The sequence below is a fragment of the Burkholderia sp. SJZ089 genome (assembly GCF_007828315.1).
GTDB classification, from domain to species: Bacteria; Pseudomonadota; Gammaproteobacteria; order Burkholderiales; family Burkholderiaceae; genus Burkholderia; species Burkholderia gladioli.
Genome location: NZ_VIUM01000006.1, coordinates 333266 through 350634, shown reverse-complemented (window position 1 = coordinate 350634; position 17369 = coordinate 333266). Strand labels below are relative to the sequence as shown.

Below are 17369 nucleotides of genomic sequence, written 5' to 3'. Positions count from 1 at the left end.
TCACACCAGCCCGTCGATTGGAATCCCGTGGCGGGATTACGCCGGCGCGGTCGCGTTGCCCGGCTTGACTTCGGCGCCGGCGCCGCCCGAAGGATCGCTCGCCGGCGGCACGTTGCCGCTGCTCTTCGGCGAGCGCGGCGGGCGGCCCGCCATGATGTCGTTGATCTGGTCGGCGTCGATGGTCTCCCACTCCATCAGCGCGGCCGTCATGGCCTCGACCTTGTCGCGGTTCTCGTCGAGCAGGCGTCGCGCCAGGCTGTACTGGTCGTCGATCACGCGGCGGATTTCCGCATCGACCTTCTGCTGCGTCGCTTCCGAGATGGCACGCGTGAAGCCCTTGCCGAACGGGCCGCCGTCGTTGTCGTCGTCGGCGTAGACCATCGGCCCGAGCGCATCGGTCATGCCGAAGCGCGTCACCATCGCGCGGGCCGTCTGGGTCGCCTTGTTGAAGTCGTCCGAGGCGCCGGTGCTGATCAGGTTCATGAACAGCTCTTCGGCAACGCGGCCGCCGAACAGGATCGCGAGACGGTCGAGCAGGTAGTCCTTCGAGTAGGTCTCGTTGTCGTGCTCCGGCAACTGCCAGGTCACGCCCAGCGCGCGACCGCGCGGGATGATGGTGACCTTGTGGACCGGATCGGCCTTCGGCAGCAGCTTGGCGACCACCGCGTGGCCGGCTTCGTGGTACGCCGTGGCACGCTTGGCCTCCTCGCGGATCACGGCCGACTTGCGCTCCGGACCCATGAAGATCTTGTCCTTGGCGTCCTCGAAGTCCTGCATCTCGACGATGCGCTTGCCGCGACGCGCGGCGAACAGCGCCGCCTCGTTGACCAGGTTGGCCAGGTCGGCACCCGAGAAGCCCGGCGTGCCGCGCGCCAGCACGGCCGCGTCGACGTCGTTGGAGATCGGTACCTTGCGCAGGTGCACGCGCATGATCTGCTCGCGGCCGCGGATGTCGGGCAGGCCGACATAGACCTGGCGGTCGAAACGGCCCGGGCGCAGCAGCGCCTTGTCGAGCACGTCGGAACGGTTGGTGGCGGCGATCACGATCACGCCCGAATTGGCCTCGAAGCCGTCCATCTCGACCAGCATCTGGTTCAGCGTCTGCTCGCGCTCGTCGTTGCCGCCGCCCATGCCGGCGCCGCGATGGCGACCGACCGCGTCGATTTCATCGATGAACACGATGCAGGGTGCGTGCTTCTTGGCCTGCTCGAACATGTCGCGCACGCGGGCCGCGCCCACGCCGACGAACATTTCGACGAAGTCCGAACCCGAGATGCTGAAGAACGGCACCTTGGCCTCGCCGGCGATGGCGCGCGCCAGCAGCGTCTTGCCGGTACCCGGGGGGCCGACCAGCAGCACACCGCGCGGGATGCGCCCGCCCAGCTTCTGGAATTTCTGGGGATCACGCAGGAAATCGACCAGCTCGGACACTTCTTCCTTGGCTTCGTCGCAGCCCGCGACGTCGGAGAAGTTCACGGCGTTGTTGTTCTCGTCGATCAGCCGCGCGCGCGACTTGCCGAACGAGAAGGCGCCGCCTTTGCCGCCGCCCTGCATCTGTCTCATCATGTAGAACCAGAACACGATGATCAGCAGCGTCGGCCCCAGGTAGTACAGCGCGGAGACGAGCGCGTTGGGCTCGTCGTCGGCCTTGCCGCTCACCTGGACGCCGAACTTCATCAGGTCGCCGACCATCCAGATGTCGCCAGGCGACACGATCTGGTATTTCTGGCCTTCGGCAGGAGTGACGGTGAGGTTGCGCCCCTGCACGATCACGTTCTTGATCTTGCCGGCCTTGGCGTCGTCCATGAACTGCGAATACGACACACCTTCCTGGACGCGGGGCTTGTCGAACTGCTTGAACACTGTAAACAGCACCAGTGCGATCACGAGCCACACTGCCGCTTTCGAGAACATATTGTTGTTCAAAGCACCACTCCTTCACTCATAGAAGAGCGCCCGCAGTTTTCCTGCGGCACTCCCGTGGCATTCTAATCCAGTCCGAAGCCCGTCGCCATAAGGTTCGCCAAACGCTTCGATAGGCAAACCCCATGACCGGCAAGGCTCCCGGCCGGGCTGCGGCGGCTGCGCATCCGTCAGCGCGGATGCTTCAGATGCCGACCCAAAATAAATGTCTCCGACGATTTATCGCGCGAAGCCTTCGGCTTGCGCGGCGCGACCGTGCGGAACTGATGCTTGAACTTTTCGACAATCTGGCTGTAGCCGCTGCCGTGAAAGCACTTCACTAAAAGGGCGCCATCCGGTTTGAGATGGTTCTGGGAGAATTCGAGCGCGAGGTCGCAGACATGTTCGATCCGCGCCGCATCCGCCAGGGCCACGCCGGACAGGTTGGGGGCCATGTCGGAAATTACAAGGTCCACCGCGCGGCCTTCCAGCACGTCCTCGAGCTGGCGCAGCACCTCGTCCTCGCGGAAGTCGCCCTGGATGAAGTGCACGTCGGCGATCGGCTCCATCGGCAGCATGTCGAGCGCGATGATGATGCCGTCGATCCCGCCTTCGCGCTGGCTGTCGCGCTGCTTGCCCTGGGCCAGCTTGTTGCGCGCGTACTGGCTCCAGCTGCCCGGAGCGGCGCCCAGGTCGACGATCACCTGCCCGGGACGGATCAGCTTGTCCTGGTCGTCGATTTCCTTGAGCTTGTAGGCCGCGCGCGCGCGGTAACCCTCCCGTTGCGCCAGCTTCACGTAGGGGTCGTTGATATGGTCGTGCAGCCACGACTGATTGAAACGGTTCTTTGCCATGCAGGGGAAAAATGTCTGCCAAATGCCACAGTGCCGCCGCGAAACCAGGCTTGCGGCGGCCCGCCGGGCCCCTCGAACGCGCAATGGTTTCGTCGGCACCGGCTTTTGGCGGATAATACGCGTCTATTTCGCGCGGCGGACGCCTCGAAGGCGTACCGCCGCGATTTTACGTGGTTTTCGCGCGCGCCCGCGGGCGCGCCGTTCTATTCGATTCCAGAGTTCCGATGCCTGCCCTTTCGCTTTCCCCCGTCGAGCGCTCCGCGCTGCGTTCACAAGCCCATGCGCTGAAGCCGGTCGTGCTGATCGGCGCCGAAGGCCTGACCGACGCCGTGCTGGCCGAGATCAAGGTCCACCTGGCCGCGCACCAGTTGATCAAGATCCGCGTATTCGGCGACGAGCGCGATGCCCGCATCGCGATCTACGAAGACATCTGCGACCGCCTGAATGCCGCGCCGATCCAGCACATCGGCAAGCTGCTGGTGATCTGGCGCCCGGAGCAAGCCGAGGTGGCGCCGGTTCGCGGCCGCCGCGGCCTGCCCAGCGCGCGCGAGGCCGCCAAGCTCGGCGCCGCCGAGCCCGCGACTAAAGGCCGCGCCCCGCGTACCGTGAAGGTGGTCAAGCACTCGCCCGACGCCAGCCCGGTGCGCAAGCCGCGGGCCACCAAGGTGGTGGTGCGCGGCAACGAGCGCGTGACCGCGGGCGGTACCGTGAAGCGTGCCAAGAAGCGTCAGCAGAGCGCGAAGCGCCCGTTCCAGAACGACAAGTGATCGCTGATGATGCCGGCCGGCGCGGGCATCTTTCCCGCCGGCCCGGCCACATGCCGCTCCAATCAAGGGCGGCGTCAGGAACGGCTCAAGCGCCGCCGCGGCCCTCGCCCGCCACCGGCAGGCTCCACACCAGCCACAGTCCCAGCACGCTTTCGACCAGGTAGAACAGGCTCGACATGCCGTGCAGCATCCCGAAGCGGCTCGCATATTCAGAATGGCCGACATCGGTGCCGGCCGCCTGGGCCGCCAAGCGCATCGCGTCCATGAAGGGTTCGATCGCGAAATAGCCGACCAGCACGCACAGCAGCATCGCGGCGACCAGCAGGCGCGAACGCCGGTAGGCAACATCGCCCGCGCGCACGCGCGCGTTCGCGATCAGCAGCATCAGCACGGCGCAGACCACGCCGATCAGTCCCTCGATCCGGAACAGGCGCGCGGCCACGCCGCCCGCGCTGGCGCGATCGAGCGCGACGAACAGTATCGGCGCGACCGCATAACCGATGGTCAGCAGGCTGCCGACCCAGATCGTGGTGAGAAGACGGAACAACCGGGGCGCATGGCGCATCGGATCGCTCCCGGGCTCAGACGTAGCTGACCGAGATGATCTCGTACTCGCGCACGCCGCTGGGGGCCTGCACGGCGGCCACGTCACCCTCGGACTTGCCGATCAGGGCACGCGCGATCGGCGAGCTGACCGAGATCAGGCCGTGGTCGATATCGGCTTCGTCGTCGCCGACGATCTGGTACTTCACCGTGGCGCTCGACCCGAGATCCTCGAGTTCGACGGTAGCGCCGAACACCACGCGGCCTTCCGCGTCGATCACGGACGGGTCGATCACCTGGGCGGCCGACAGCTTCGACTCGATCTCGGCAATCCGGCCCTCGATGAAACCCTGCTTTTCCTTGGCGGCGTCGTATTCGGCGTTTTCGGACAGATCGCCCTGCGCACGCGCTTCGGCGATCGCATTGATCACGGCCGGACGCTCGACCGATTTCAGGCGCTGCAACTCACTGCGGAGTTGTTCGGCGCCACGTTTGGTCAACGGAATGGTGCTCATAAAAACGGCTCAATAAACAAAAACGGGCATAAAAAAAATCACCGCGATTAAGCGCATTTCCGGGAACGCCGGAAACACCGCTTAATCGCGGCATGTGGTGCCTGGGAAAACCCGACGGCTTAGTTTAGGCGAGCATGAAGACCTTGTAAATCATAGACTTCGAGGTCTTTCAGGTAGCGCAGGCCTTCCACCGCCGCGCGCGCGCCCGACATGGTGGTGTAGTAGGTGACCTTCTGCGCCTGCGCGCTCATGCGGATCGAACGCGAGTCGGCGATCGCCGCGCGCGTCTCGTCGACGGTGGTGAACACCAGCGCGATCTCGCCGTTCTTGATCATGTCGACGATGTGCGGACGGCCGTCCTTCACCTTGTTGACCACCTTCACCGGCACGCCGGCCGCCTCGATCGCGGCGGCCGTGCCGCGCGTGGCGACGATCGGGTAGCCGAGGTCGTGCAGCATGCGCGCGACTTCGACCGCCTTGGGCTTGTCGGCATCCATCACCGTCAGCAGCACCGTGCCCGACTCGGGCAGGCGCGAGCCGGCCGCGAGCTGCGACTTGAACAGCGCTTCGCCGAAGGTGCGGCCCACGCCCATCACTTCGCCGGTCGAACGCATTTCCGGTCCGAGCACCGGATCCACGGTCGGGAACTTGACGAACGGGAACACCGCTTCCTTGACGCTGAAATAAGGCGGCTCGACTTCCTTGGTCACGCCCTGCGCGGCCAGCTTCTGGCCGACCATCGCGCGCGCGGCGATCTTCGCCAGCGGCAGGCTGGTGGCCTTCGACACGTAGGGAACGGTGCGCGAGGCGCGCGGGTTCACTTCCAGCACGTAGATGACGTCCTGCTTCGAGCCGTCCGCCTGCGGCACCTGCTGGATCGCGAACTGCACGTTCATCAGGCCGACCACGTTCAATGCGCGGGCCATCGCGGCGGTCTGGCGCTTCAGCTCGAGCACGGTTTCCTTGGCCAGCGAGTACGGCGGCAGCGAGCAGGCCGAGTCGCCCGAGTGCACGCCCGCCTGTTCGATGTGCTCCATCACGCCGCCGATGAACACGGCCTCGCCGTCGCAGATGCAGTCCACGTCGCATTCGATCGCGTCGTTGAGGAAGCGGTCGAGCAGCACCGGCGAATCGTTCGAGACCTTCACGGCCTCGCGCATGTAGCGCTCGAGGTCGCGCGGCTCATGGACGATCTCCATGGCGCGGCCGCCCAGCACGTAGGACGGGCGCACCACCAGCGGGTAGCCGATCTCGGCGGCCAGCGCCAGCGCCTCGTCCTCGGCGCGCGCGGTGCGGTTCGGCGGCTGGCGCAGGCCCAGCTCCTGCAGCAGCTTCTGGAAGCGCTCGCGGTCCTCGGCGGCATCGATCATGTCCGGCGAGGTGCCGATGATCGGCACGCCCGCAGCTTCCAGGTCGAGCGCCAGCTTCAGCGGCGTCTGGCCGCCGTACTGGACGATCACGCCGACCGGCTTTTCCTTGTCGACCACTTCCAGCACGTCCTCGAGCGTGAGCGGCTCGAAGTAGAGACGATCGGAGGTGTCGTAGTCGGTCGAGACCGTTTCCGGGTTGCAGTTGACCATGATGGTCTCGTAGCCGTCCTCGCGCATCGCCAGCGCCGCGTGCACGCAGCAGTAGTCGAACTCGATGCCCTGGCCGATCCGGTTCGGGCCGCCGCCCAGCACCATGATCTTCTTGTTGTCGGTCGGCTGCGCCTCGCACTCTTCCTCGTAGGTCGAGTACATGTAGGCGGTCTTGGTGGCGAACTCGGCCGCGCAGGTATCGACCCGCTTGTAGACCGGGCGCACGTTCAGCTCCAGGCGGCGCGCGCGCACCTCGGCGGGGCTCGCGGCCAGCAACTTCGCCAGGCGGCGATCCGAGAAGCCGCTCTGCTTCAGGAAGTAGAGCTCGTCCTTCGTGAGGCTCGCCAGCGTGCGACCGCCGAGCGCCTTCTCCTTCAGGATGATCTGCTCGATCTGGGCCAGGAACCACGGGTCGATCGCGGTTTCCTCGAAGATCTGCTGGGCCGACATGCCGACCCGGAACGCATCGCCGACATACCAGATCCGGTCCGGACCCGGCTCGCCGATCTCGCGCACGATCTCGTCGCGATCGACCGACTTCTCGTCGAGGCCGTCGACGCCGACTTCCAGGCCGCGCAGCGCCTTCTGGAACGATTCCTGGAAGGTCCGGCCGATCGCCATCACCTCGCCCACCGACTTCATCTGGGTGGTCAGGCGCGAATCGGCCTCGCGGAACTTCTCGAAGGCGAAACGCGGGATCTTGGTCACCACGTAATCGATGGTCGGCTCGAACGAGGCCGGCGTCTGGCCGCCCGTGATCTCGTTCTTCAGCTCGTCGAGCGTGTAGCCGATGGCGAGCTTGGCCGCCACCTTGGCGATCGGGAAGCCCGTGGCCTTCGAGGCCAGCGCCGAGGAACGCGACACGCGCGGGTTCATCTCGATCACCACCATGCGGCCGTCGTTCGGGTTGATCGCGAACTGCACGTTCGAACCGCCGGTGTCGACGCCGATCTCGCGCAGCACCGCCAGCGAGGCATTGCGCAGGATCTGGTATTCCTTGTCGGTGAGCGTCTGGGCCGGCGCGACGGTGATCGAATCACCGGTGTGCACGCCCATCGGGTCGAGGTTCTCGATCGAGCAGACGATGATGCAGTTGTCCGCGCGGTCGCGAACCACCTCCATCTCGTATTCCTTCCAGCCCAGCAGCGATTCCTCGATCAGCAGCTCGCGCGTCGGGGAGAGGTCGAGGCCGCGCTTGCAGATTTCCTCGAATTCCTCGCGGTTGTAGGCGATGCCGCCGCCCGAGCCGCCCAGCGTGAAGGACGGGCGGATCACCGTCGGGTAGCCGCTGCCGCCGGTGATCGCGGCGATCTCGCCGTGCACCTTGAGCGCCTCTTCCATCGAATGCGCGATGCCCGATTTGGCCGAACCCAGGCCGATCTTGGTCATCGCGTCCTTGAACTTCTGGCGGTCTTCCGCCTTGTCGATCGCCTCGGGCGAGGCGCCGATCAGCTCGACCTGGTACTTCTCCAGCACGCCGTGGTGGTGCAGGTCGAGCGCGCAGTTCAGCGCGGTCTGGCCGCCCATGGTCGGCAGGATCGCGTCCGGGCGCTCCTTGGCGATGATGCGCTCCACCACTTCCCAGGTGATCGGCTCGATGTAGGTGACGTCGGCCGTGTTCGGGTCGGTCATGATCGTCGCCGGATTGCTGTTGACGAGGATGACCTTGTAGCCTTCCTCACGCAAGGCCTTGCATGCCTGCGCGCCCGAGTAGTCGAACTCGCACGCCTGGCCGATGATGATCGGGCCGGCGCCGATGATGAGGATGCTCTTGATGTCTGTGCGTTTTGGCATGGCTCGAGTATTCAAAAAGTAATCGTTAATGCGCTTGAGCGGCGGCTGCGTTCATCGGATCGTCGCGAAGGCGAGCTTGAGGCCGAAGCCGATGAACAGACTGCCCACGCCGCTGGCCGCGCCCGCCGCGAGCTTGCGGCGGCGGCGAAACTGTTCGGCAAGACGTGCGCCCGCGAAGATCAGCGTGCTCAGGTACAGGAAGCTCGTGAACTGCGAGATCGCGCCCAGCACGACGAAGGACACCACCGGATAGCGGTAGCTCGGATCGACGAACTGGATGAAGAACGAGATGAAGAACAGGATCGCCTTCGGATTCAGCAGGCTGACGACCAGCGCCTTGCGGAACGGCCGCTCGCCGTCCACGGTGCGCGCGGGGGCCGTCGGCGCGGGGGCCGCGGTGCCGGCGCGCGAGGCACGCAGCGCCCGCCAGCCGCCGCGCAGCATGCCGAAGCCGATGTAGAACAGGTAGGCGGCGCCGCCATATTTGACGACCGAGAACAGCAGCGGGTTGGCCTTGAGCAGCGAAGCGACGCCGGCCGCCGACAGCAGCATCAGCACCGCGTCGCCGACGAACACGCCGCAGGCCGCGCGATAACCGGCCTTGACCCCGCGCTGCGCCGCCAGCGACAGCACGTACATCGAATTCGGGCCGGGCAGCAGGATGATGAACACCACGCCGACGACGTAGGTCCAGAAATCCGTGATCCCGAGTGCATGTCCGAACATGATGTGCCGTCTCCGCTCGCTCAGGCGCTGCGCGCCTTCGCGGTTTCCATCAGCGAGGTGAAGCGATCGAACAGGTAGCCGATGTCGTGCGGGCCCGGCGAGGCTTCCGGGTGGCCCTGGAAGCAGAAGGCCGGCTTGTCGGTCAGCTCGAAGCCCTGCAGCGTGCCGTCGAACAGCGAGACGTGGGTGGCGCGCGCATTGGCCGGCAGCGAGTCGGCGTCGACCGCGAAACCGTGGTTCTGCGAGGTGATCACCACGCGGCCGTCGGTCAGGTCCTTCACCGGGTGGTTCGCGCCGTGGTGGCCGGTCTTCATCTTCAGCGTCTTGGCGCCGACCGCCAGGCCCATGATCTGGTGGCCCAGGCAGATGCCGAAGGTCGGCACGCCGCGCTCGATGAACTCCTTGGCGGCGGCGATCGCGTAGTCGCAAGGCTCCGGATCGCCGGGGCCGTTCGACAGGAACACGCCGTCCGGATTCAGCGCCAGCGCCTCGGCCGCGCTCGCCTGGGCGGGCAGCACCGTGACGTCGCAGCCGCGCTCGGCCAGCATGCGCAGGATGTTGTACTTGACGCCGAAATCGTAGGCGACGACCTTGAAGCGCGGCGCGCTCTGCTCGCCGTAGCCGCTGCCGAGGCGCCACTCGCTCTGCTTCCAGGCGAACGGCTTGTCGGTCGAGACCACCTTCGCGAGATCCATGCCGGCCAGACCCGGGAACGAGCGTGCCAGCGCGACCGCCTTGGCCTCGTCGTCGGAACCGGCCAGGATGCAGCCGTTCTGCGCGCCCTTGTCGCGCAGCACGCGGGTCAGCTTGCGGGTGTCGATGCCGGCGATCGCGACCACGCCTTCGTCGCGCAGGTAGTCGCCGAGCGTACGGTCCATGCGGAAGTTGGACGCCAGCACCGGCAGGTCGCGGATGATCAGGCCGGCGGCGTGCACCTTGGTGGCTTCGACGTCTTCGCGGTTGACACCGACATTACCGATGTGGGGATACGTGAGCGTTACGATCTGCCGCGCGTAGCTCGGGTCGGTCAGGATTTCCTGATAGCCGGTGATCGCGGTATTGAACACGACTTCGCCGATCGTATGGCCGGCCGCGCCAATCGAATAACCGCGAAACACCGTGCCGTCGGCGAGTGCGAGCAAGGCGGGAGAAAAAGACGGCAACACGGGAGGCTCCTTGGGGGACACCCTTGCTGCCGACCTGTCGACCTGCCGCGGCCGGTTCGCCTCACGGGAGGCGTTCGCCGGCGCTCGCTCGGCTCACCCGGACGACGCGCCGGAGCTGCGCCGGATCGATGGATCGGCAGGCTGCATTCGGCGGCGTCGCGTGCCGGGAGGCAGGCGGCGGAAGACGGGGATTTGGAGGTAGGCGCTAGGGTGCGGGGTTGAATTGCACAAACCTTCAAATTATAGCGTGAAACGGGACCTATCTCAAATCGGATCTACCCAGCCTTGTGTGACAAGGGTTTGACCGCCTGGCCCGGCGACATCGGCCGATTCCTCGACACCAGCCGGCGTCGAACGATTCGAGAGGGTCAGAACCACCGCACCTGCCGCCCCGCCCCGCTCTGCTCCAGCGACCTCAGGACGAGGGATGCTGCCCGGCCCCGATCCGCGCACGCCCCGGCAACACGTACCAGATCGCGCTGGCCAGTTGCAGCGCGACCAGCACGCCCCAGGCAGTCAGGTGCGCGGCGGCGGGATAGTGGCCGCCCAGCGTCGGCCATTGCGACAGCACCGCGCCGACCCCGACCTGGAAGCCGAAGATCAGCAGGAAGATCACCAGGGTCAGCGTGGTGTTGGCGCGACCGATCAGTTGCGAGGGGAAATGCTCGGCGAGGATCGCGTAGCTGAGGATGCCGATCCCGCCGAATGCGCCGTAGGCGGCCCACAACACCACGGCCGGCAGCGGCGCGCGCAGCATGATCGCCAACTGGGTGAGCACGAAGCAGCCCATGCCGATCCCGCAGAAGGCATAGACCGACAGGCCGCAGCGTTCCAGCAGGCGCGCCGCCGCGCCGGTGCCGACGCTGCCCGCCATCATCGCCAGGCCGATCACCGACACCAGCGCGGCCGCCTCGCGCGGCGCCAGGCCCATCACGTCGCGCATCCAGGCGCCGACCCACAGCGACTGCATGGCGTAGAACACACCCTGCGTGAGCACCGAGAACGAGGCGATCTTCCAGAACGCCGGGCTCTTCAGGATGTGCCAGGTGCCCTTGAACTGGCTGCCGATGCTGGCCTGGCGATGGGTGCGCGCGGCGTCCGGCGCGCCGAGCCAGATCAGCGCGGCCACCGCCACGGTCAACAGCACCAGCCCCGCGCAGACCGCGCGCCAGCCCACGAAGCCGAGCGTCCAGGCCAGCGGCGAGCCGACCGCCACGCCGCCGAAGCCGCCCACCGCCATCACGAAGCCGTTCACCATCGGCAGCCGCGCGATCGGGAAATGCTCGGCGATCGCCTTGAAGGCCGCGCCCAGGCAGACCGACACGCCGATCCCGATCAGCAGGCGCCCCGCCATCAGCGCGCCGATCCCGTGGCCGAGCCCGAACAGGCCGATGCCGGCCGCCGCGAACAGCAGCATCGCGGCCGTCACGCGGCGCGGGCCGTAATGGTCGAGCAGCACGCCGGCCGGGATCTGCGCGCCGGCGAAGCCGAGGAAATAGAGACTGGTCAGCAGCCCGAGATCGGCGGCCGACAGGCCGAGCTCGTGGGTGATCAGCGGCGCGAAGCCGAGATTGACGCCCCGGAACACGTAGGAAACGAAATACCCGATCGAAAACAGCGCGAACACGCGCAGCTGGACGGAAGACATGCGGCTTACCTCGAATGCGCCGCGCGCGATGGCGCGCGGCCGACCCAAAACGAAAACGCCGTCACCTCGGTGACGGCGTGCGGGCGGATCATAAGCGACGCGCAGCGGATCGGGCGCAATGCCCCCGCGCGCGCGGAGACCGAATCACGTTACTTCTTCTTGCTCTTGTTTGAGGCGGTCTTGGCGGCCGGCTTGGCGCCCTTCGCGGCGGCCGGCTTGGCGGCGGCCTTGGCCGGCGCGGCGCGCCCACCGCGCTTGCTGGCCTTGCCGCCGGTATGCAGGCTGGCGCGTTCGACGCGCGCGCCGCCCGTCGAGGTGGCGATCCGCTGCGGACCCGGCTCGGCCGGCACCACGCGGCCCACCGGCACGTGCAGCACCAGGGTCTGGCCCGGGCTGACCTGGTCGCGGCGCGTGCGGTTCCAGGCCTTCAACTGCCCGATCGACACGCCATAGCGGCTGGCCACCGCGGCCATCGACTGCGAGCGGCGCACCCGGATCAGCATCTTGCGCGTATCCGGCACGTCCGGCTCCATCGCCAGCACGGCATTCTCGGCAACGTCGGCACTGACGTCCTCGTCGTCGTCGCTGCCGCGCGGCACCACGATGGTCGAGCCCGGCTTCAGACGCATGCCGGCGGGGATCTTGTTGACGGCCATCAGCGTATCAGCGTCGACCCCGATCTTCTCGGCGATCGCCGCCGGGCGGGTGCGCTGGGTGACGGTATAGGTGGTCCAGCTCGACAGCTGGCCGTCGTAGGACTTCAGGCCCTTCTCGAACTGCGAGGCATTGTCGAACGGCAGCAGGATCTGCGGCTGGGTCGCGCCGAGGATCACCGGCTTCGAGAACGAGGGGTTGAGCGCCTTGAACTCCTCGAGCGACAGGCCCGCGAGCTGCGCGGCCATCTTCACGTCGATGTCGTGCGAGGTGGTGACCGTGACGAAATACGGGTGGTTCGGGATGTCGGGCAGGCTCAGGCCGTACTGCTGCGGATTGGCGATGATGTTCTTGACCGCCTGCAGCTTGGGCACGTAGTTGCGCGTCTCGTTCGGCATGCGCAGGCTCTGGTAGTCGGTCGGCAGGCCGGCCGCCTGGTTGCGCGCGATCGCGCGCTGCACGTTGCCTTCGCCCCAGTTGTAGGCCGCCAGCGCCAGGTACCAGTCGCCGAACATGTCATGCAGGCGCGACAGGTAGTCGAGCGCGGCGCTGGTCGAGGCCAGCACGTCGCGGCGCTCGTCCTGCCACATGTTCTGCTTGAGGTTGTAGGTACGGCCGGTACCGGGAATGAACTGCCACATGCCGGCCGCCTTGGCCACCGACAGCGCCTGCGGGTTGTAGGCCGACTCGATGAAGGGCAGCAGCGCCAGCTCGGTCGGCATGTTGCGTGCCTCGAGCTCCTCGACGATGTGATAGAGGTACTTCTGCGAGCGCTCGGTCATGCGCTGCACGTAGTCGGGACGCTCCGTGTACCAGGTCGTCTGCATGTCGACCAGGTCGCTCTGCAGATCGGGCATCTGGAAGCCGCGGCGGATGCGCGCCCACAGGTCGGTGTCCTTGGTGGTCAGGTCGCCGACCGACTGCTTGTCGACGTCGACGGTTTCCTTGGAGGTGGCGGACTTGCGGAGAAAATCGGAGGCGGCTTGCGGGTCGGAAGCGGCGGCGGTGGGGGCGGTCGGCCCCGGGCTGGCACAGGCTGCCAGCAACAGGACCAATAGCGCACTGATCAGGAATCGCATGTAAATCTCGGCTTCCAACGGCTGGAAATTGCAGGCGATAGTAAGGTAGGCGCGCGCATCGCGTCAATAAAAACGCCTAAAAATGCAGATAAATCCTATATTTGGGGCGCATTCTCCAGATTCCGCTTGAGCATCTGCCTGCCGCCTTCAGGGATTTACCGTACGTCGCCTCGGCGGGCCGTGGAACCCGCTCGGTCGCGCGCTCCCGCCCGAGGCCGCGCGAGTCCCGATGATGCGCGCCTTATGCGCCAGGGAAGGTGAAGAATTGTTGCGGCAGGCGGCGGGATCGCGCACCCCGCGCCGGTCGGGGATCGGCGCGAGCGCGGCGGAGCCATGTGGAACGAAGCAGGACCGGCAGCAACGGCTGCCGGCGGGATCAGCGGAAGCGGTTCTTCCACTCCCGCATCAGCGTGAAGGCGGCCAGCCGGTCGGCCGGGGCCTCGTGCAGCTCGGCCTCGAGGGTGGCAGCGATCGCGGCGCTGTCGGCGCGCAGGAAGGGGTTGACGGCGCGCTCGTGCGCAATGGTGGTCGGCAGGGTCGGCTCGCCGCGCGCGCGGCGAGCCGAGGCATCGTCGCGCCAGGCCGCCAGCGCGGCATTGTCGGGCTCGCAGGCGAGCGCGAAGCGGATGTTGGAGAGCGTGTACTCGTGCGCGCAATGCACCTGGGTCTCGCCGGGCAACGCGGCCAGCGCGTCGAGCGAGGCCAGCATCTGGGCCGGGGTGCCTTCGAACAGGCGGCCGCAGCCGCAGGAGAACAGCGTGTCGCCGCAGAACAGGTGCGGCGCAGGATGGCCTGCACCGGCCGCCTGGAAATAGGCGATATGGCCGCGCGTGTGGCCTGGCACGTCGAACACGTCGAACTCGAGCGCGGGCTTGCCGATACGCACGCGCGAGCCGCCCGCGAGCGGCTCGCTGACCTGGGCGATGTCCTCGCCCGCCGGCCCGTAGACGGGCACCGGGCCGGCGTCGGCGGCATGCGCGAGCAACTCGGCCACACCGCCGACGTGGTCGGCATGGTGGTGGGTGAGTAGAATAGCGGCTAGCCGCCAGCCCCGTGCCTCGAGATATCGCCGCACCGGGGCGGCGTCGCCCGGATCGACGGCGACCGCGTCGCTGCCATCCGACACGAGCCAGATATAGTTGTCCTCAAATGCCGGCACCGGCACGTATTCCAGCTCGTTCATGGGCGCGCACTCATCGATATGTCAGACCGTCCGATTATAGACTGGCCCGCCTGGAGCGCCTCGCCGCCCGGCCGCTACGTGCTCGAGTGGGAACAGGCCCAGCTCGACCGCGTGGTGTCCGACGTGTTCGGCTTCCACGCCTTGCAACTGGGCCTGCCGCAACTCGATTCGCTGCGCGAGAACCGCATGCCCGGCCGCGGCCTCGTGCTGGACCCGGCCAGCGGCGCCAGCGCGCCGTTCCGCTATCCCTGGGCGGGCGACCCGCCGGGCCCGCATCACGCGCCGGCCGGGCGCAGCACCGTCTGGTGCGACCTGCTCGAGCTGCCGTTCGAATCGCAGAGCGTCGACCTGATCGTGATGCCGCACACGCTGGAATTCACCGCCGACCCGCACGGCCTGCTGCGCGAGGTCGAGCGGGTGCTGATGCCGGAAGGCCGGCTGGTGATCACGGGCTTCAACTCCCTGAGCCTGTGGGGCGCCCGGCAGTCGGTCGGGCGCATCGCCAACCGGCCCTTCGTGCCGACCGCGCGCGACCCGATCGCCTTCATCCGCCTCAAGGACTGGATGAAGCTGCTCGGCTTCGACATCGAGCGCGGCCGCTTCGGCTGCTACCGCCCGCCGCTGGCCACCGACAAGTGGATGGCGCGCTACGCCTTCATGGAGGCCGCCGGCGACCGCTGGTGGCCGATCTTCGGCGCGGTCTACATGGTCACCGCGGTCAAGCGCGTGCGCGAAATGCGGCTGGTCGGCCCGATCCGGGTCCGCAAGCCCGTGCTTGCGCCCGGCCTCGCGCCCGCCGCCACCCCCACCACCCATCAAGAGCATTCATGACGTTGCAATCGATCGATATCTATACCGACGGCGCCTGCAAGGGCAATCCCGGCCCCGGCGGCTGGGGCGCCCTGCTGCGCTTTGGCGACCAGGAAAAGGAACTGTTCGGCGGCGAGCCCGGCACCACCAACAACCGCATGGAGCTGCTGGCCGTGATCAAGGCGCTCGAGGCGCTCAAGCGCCGCTGCCACGTGGTCGTGCACACCGATTCGCAATACGTGCAGAAAGGCATCAGCGAGTGGATCCACGGCTGGAAGAAAAAAGGCTGGGTGACCGCGGCGAAGACGCCGGTCAAGAATGCCGATCTCTGGAAGCGGCTCGACGAGCTGGTGGTCGGCCACGAGATCGAATGGCGCTGGGTCAAGGGCCATGCCGGCCACGCCGAGAACGAGCGCGCCGACGCGCTCGCCAACCGCGGCGTCGAATCGCTGTCGCAGCAGGCCTGAGCGGCCCGCGCCCCTTGCCCAGCCTCTTGCCCTCACACGCCGGCCCCCGCGCCGGCCATCCTGAAGAACACCCATGCGCCAGATCATCCTCGATACCGAAACCACCGGCCTGAACGCCCGCACCGGCGACCGCATCATCGAAATCGGCTGCGTGGAAATGCTCAACCGCCGGCTGACCGGCAACAACCTGCATTTCTACGTGAATCCGGAACGCGACAGCGATCCGGGCGCGCTGGCCGTGCACGGCCTGACCACCGAATTCCTCAGCGACAAGCCGAAGTTCGCCGAGGTCGCCCATGCGATCTGCGATTTCGTGCGCGGCGCCGAGCTGATCATCCACAACGCGCCCTTCGACATCGGCTTCATCGACGCCGAGTTCGAGCGCGTCGGCCTGCCGCCGCTGAACCAGCACTGCGACGGCGTGATCGACACGCTGGTGCAGGCCAAGCAGATGTTCCCCGGCAAGCGCAACTCGCTCGACGCGCTGTGCGACCGGTTCGGCATCAGCAACGCGCACCGCACGCTGCACGGCGCGCTGCTCGACTCGGAGCTGCTCGCCGAGGTCTACCTGGCGATGACGCGCGGCCAGGAAAGCCTGGTGATCGACATGCTCGGCGACGGCGACGACGAGGGTGGCGCGAGCGGCACGGCGCGCGTCTCGCTGGCCACGCTGGCGCTGCCGGTGCTGGCCGCCAGCGAGGACGAGCTGGCCGCGCACCTGGCGCAGCTCGACGATCTCGACAAGTCGGTCAAGGGCGCCTGCGTCTGGCGCAAGGAAGACGCGCCGGCCGCCTGACGGCGGCTGCGCATCGCGAAGTGGCCGCCGCCCGGGCGGCCCTCAGCCGGATTCGCCGGCCCGGCGATATCGGGCAGCCGGCCGCTGCCGTCGCTCAGCCGCGCGGCTGCAGCGCGATCACCGCCATCCCGGCCAGCGCCAGCGCGGCGCCGGCCACGTCCCAGCGCGTCAGCGGCACGCCGTCCACCACCCGCAGCCAGGCCAGCGCCACCGCGATATAGACCCCGCCGTAAGCGGCATAGATGCGCCCCGCCGCCGCCGGATGCAGGGTCAGCAACCAGGCGAACAGCGCCAGCGAGAGCGCCGCGGGCAGGTACAGCCAGGCGCTGCGCCCGCCCTTGAGCACCAGCCAGGGCAGATAGCAGCCGGCGATCTCGGCCAGCGCGGTGAGGACGAACAATCCACCGATCCTGAACAATTCGGGCATGACCTTGGATGCGGCCGAGGCGCGACCGCGAAATGAATGAACGGGAAGAAAAAACGGGGTCATCGTACCCGGGAACGGGTAATGCCACGCGCGAGCGCGCCAGCGCCGCGCATTCCCGCCGAGCCCCGCGGCACGGGGATCGCACCGCCAATTTGCACGATCTCCTGCCATTGTGCTAACATGGCGCCTCTTTCATTTATCTATTTCGTTCATTTAGCTTTTCGCAACGAGCGTCCGCGGTCCTCCGCCCTCGCCCCGTCGCACGAAATATCGATCACAGGCAGCGTGTCCGTTCCGGGCATCCTCGCTTCGTTTCAACGCCCTCAACAGGGTTCGTTACCGGTCGCAGGCGCCACGCCGCGCACCGGTCGCCGTCGGTCCCCCTTGTCAGGCCAGCCCGGCGGCAATCTCATGAGCGCATCGACGCGGCGGCCACAGGCGCGCCGCACGCGGCCCCT

General features: G+C 67.3%; 15 protein-coding genes. 4 read left to right on the top strand and 11 right to left on the bottom strand.

The genetic code is table 11. The features are described from left to right. Positions 1–36: 36 nt before the first annotated feature. Positions 37–1926, bottom strand: a complete 1890-nt coding sequence (gene ftsH, locus FB600_RS14045; protein WP_013697365.1) for an ATP-dependent zinc metalloprotease FtsH — start codon at positions 1924–1926, stop codon at positions 37–39. Between the two features lie 167 nt (positions 1927–2093). Further along, entirely contained in the window at positions 2094–2756 is a 663-nt protein-coding gene (locus FB600_RS14040) for an RlmE family RNA methyltransferase (RefSeq protein WP_013697364.1), read from the bottom strand. A 224-nt stretch (positions 2757–2980) separates the two neighbouring features. Here FB600_RS14040 and FB600_RS14035 point away from each other — a divergent pair, with 224 nt between their 5' ends. Next, entirely contained in the window at positions 2981–3523 is a 543-nt protein-coding gene (locus FB600_RS14035; protein WP_013697363.1) for a YhbY family RNA-binding protein, read from the top strand. Between the two features lie 85 nt (positions 3524–3608). On the opposite strand, the gene FB600_RS14030 is transcribed toward FB600_RS14035, so the two are convergent. The 8 genes from FB600_RS14030 to gloB form a co-directional block, all read right to left on the bottom strand. Then, positions 3609–4088, bottom strand: a complete 480-nt coding sequence (locus FB600_RS14030) for a DUF4149 domain-containing protein (RefSeq protein WP_096749339.1) — start codon at positions 4086–4088, stop codon at positions 3609–3611. A gap of 16 nt (positions 4089–4104) precedes the next feature. Continuing rightward, complete coding sequence (gene greA / locus FB600_RS14025) at positions 4105–4581, bottom strand: transcription elongation factor GreA (protein WP_013697361.1); 477 nt, start codon at positions 4579–4581, stop codon at positions 4105–4107. A gap of 119 nt (positions 4582–4700) precedes the next feature. Next, positions 4701–7955 (bottom strand): carbamoyl-phosphate synthase large subunit, encoded by a 3255-nt coding sequence (gene carB, locus FB600_RS14020; protein ID WP_096749340.1) that lies wholly within the window; start codon positions 7953–7955, stop codon positions 4701–4703. A 51-nt stretch (positions 7956–8006) separates the two neighbouring features. Further along, positions 8007–8681: a leucine efflux protein LeuE gene (gene leuE, locus FB600_RS14015; protein ID WP_025098576.1), complete on the bottom strand. Its 675-nt coding sequence runs from the start codon at positions 8679–8681 to the stop codon at positions 8007–8009. A 20-nt stretch (positions 8682–8701) separates the two neighbouring features. After that, positions 8702–9847: a glutamine-hydrolyzing carbamoyl-phosphate synthase small subunit gene (gene carA / locus FB600_RS14010; RefSeq protein WP_017918449.1), complete on the bottom strand. Its 1146-nt coding sequence runs from the start codon at positions 9845–9847 to the stop codon at positions 8702–8704. 415 nt (positions 9848–10262) lie between these two features. Continuing rightward, the gene (locus FB600_RS14005) at positions 10263–11495 is read right to left on the bottom strand and encodes an MFS transporter (protein WP_098181962.1); all 1233 of its coding nucleotides are present in this window, start codon (positions 11493–11495) and stop codon (positions 10263–10265) included. A gap of 149 nt (positions 11496–11644) precedes the next feature. Further along, the gene (locus FB600_RS14000; RefSeq protein WP_096750632.1) at positions 11645–13228 is read right to left on the bottom strand and encodes a transglycosylase SLT domain-containing protein; all 1584 of its coding nucleotides are present in this window, start codon (positions 13226–13228) and stop codon (positions 11645–11647) included. 376 nt (positions 13229–13604) lie between these two features. Beyond that, the gene (gene gloB, locus FB600_RS13995) at positions 13605–14411 is read right to left on the bottom strand and encodes a hydroxyacylglutathione hydrolase (RefSeq protein ID WP_145756880.1); all 807 of its coding nucleotides are present in this window, start codon (positions 14409–14411) and stop codon (positions 13605–13607) included. Positions 14412–14429: 18 nt separating this feature from the next. Here gloB and FB600_RS13990 point away from each other — a divergent pair, with 18 nt between their 5' ends. The 3 genes from FB600_RS13990 to dnaQ all read left to right on the top strand — a co-directional run bounded on the left by FB600_RS13990 (position 14430) and on the right by dnaQ (position 16484). Beyond that, positions 14430–15242 (top strand): class I SAM-dependent methyltransferase, encoded by an 813-nt coding sequence (locus FB600_RS13990; protein ID WP_047835375.1) that lies wholly within the window; start codon positions 14430–14432, stop codon positions 15240–15242. Next, a complete protein-coding gene (gene rnhA / locus FB600_RS13985) occupies positions 15239–15688 on the top strand; it encodes a ribonuclease HI (protein ID WP_013697353.1) in 450 nt (149 codons plus the stop codon). The genes FB600_RS13990 and rnhA overlap by 4 nt, the downstream gene beginning before the upstream one ends. A gap of 73 nt (positions 15689–15761) precedes the next feature. Further along, positions 15762–16484: a DNA polymerase III subunit epsilon gene (gene dnaQ / locus FB600_RS13980; protein WP_036034099.1), complete on the top strand. Its 723-nt coding sequence runs from the start codon at positions 15762–15764 to the stop codon at positions 16482–16484. 94 nt (positions 16485–16578) lie between these two features. Here the strand turns inward: dnaQ and FB600_RS13975 are convergent, their stop codons facing one another. After that, the gene (locus FB600_RS13975) at positions 16579–16911 is read right to left on the bottom strand and encodes a YnfA family protein (protein ID WP_096749342.1); all 333 of its coding nucleotides are present in this window, start codon (positions 16909–16911) and stop codon (positions 16579–16581) included. Between the last annotated feature and the right edge of the window lie 458 nt (positions 16912–17369).

What these genes read in the sequence shown, in the direction of transcription:
- FB600_RS14040 (WP_013697364.1), bottom strand. Translation starts at nt 2,756, where the DNA reads ATGGCAAAGAACCGTTTCAATCAGTCGTGGCTGCACGACCATATCAAC.
- FB600_RS14035 (WP_013697363.1), top strand. Translation starts at nt 2,981, where the DNA reads ATGCCTGCCCTTTCGCTTTCCCCCGTCGAGCGCTCCGCGCTGCGTTCA.
- FB600_RS14030 (WP_096749339.1), bottom strand. Translation starts at nt 4,088, where the DNA reads ATGCGCCATGCGCCCCGGTTGTTCCGTCTTCTCACCACGATCTGGGTC.
- greA (WP_013697361.1), bottom strand. Translation starts at nt 4,581, where the DNA reads ATGAGCACCATTCCGTTGACCAAACGTGGCGCCGAACAACTCCGCAGT.
- carB (WP_096749340.1), bottom strand. Translation starts at nt 7,955, where the DNA reads ATGCCAAAACGCACAGACATCAAGAGCATCCTCATCATCGGCGCCGGC.
- leuE (WP_025098576.1), bottom strand. Translation starts at nt 8,681, where the DNA reads ATGTTCGGACATGCACTCGGGATCACGGATTTCTGGACCTACGTCGTC.
- FB600_RS14005 (WP_098181962.1), bottom strand. Translation starts at nt 11,495, where the DNA reads ATGTCTTCCGTCCAGCTGCGCGTGTTCGCGCTGTTTTCGATCGGGTAT.
- FB600_RS14000 (WP_096750632.1), bottom strand. Translation starts at nt 13,228, where the DNA reads ATGCGATTCCTGATCAGTGCGCTATTGGTCCTGTTGCTGGCAGCCTGT.
- gloB (WP_145756880.1), bottom strand. Translation starts at nt 14,411, where the DNA reads ATGAACGAGCTGGAATACGTGCCGGTGCCGGCATTTGAGGACAACTAT.
- FB600_RS13990 (WP_047835375.1), top strand. Translation starts at nt 14,430, where the DNA reads ATGTCAGACCGTCCGATTATAGACTGGCCCGCCTGGAGCGCCTCGCCG.
- rnhA (WP_013697353.1), top strand. Translation starts at nt 15,239, where the DNA reads ATGACGTTGCAATCGATCGATATCTATACCGACGGCGCCTGCAAGGGC.
- dnaQ (WP_036034099.1), top strand. Translation starts at nt 15,762, where the DNA reads ATGCGCCAGATCATCCTCGATACCGAAACCACCGGCCTGAACGCCCGC.
- FB600_RS13975 (WP_096749342.1), bottom strand. Translation starts at nt 16,911, where the DNA reads ATGCCCGAATTGTTCAGGATCGGTGGATTGTTCGTCCTCACCGCGCTG.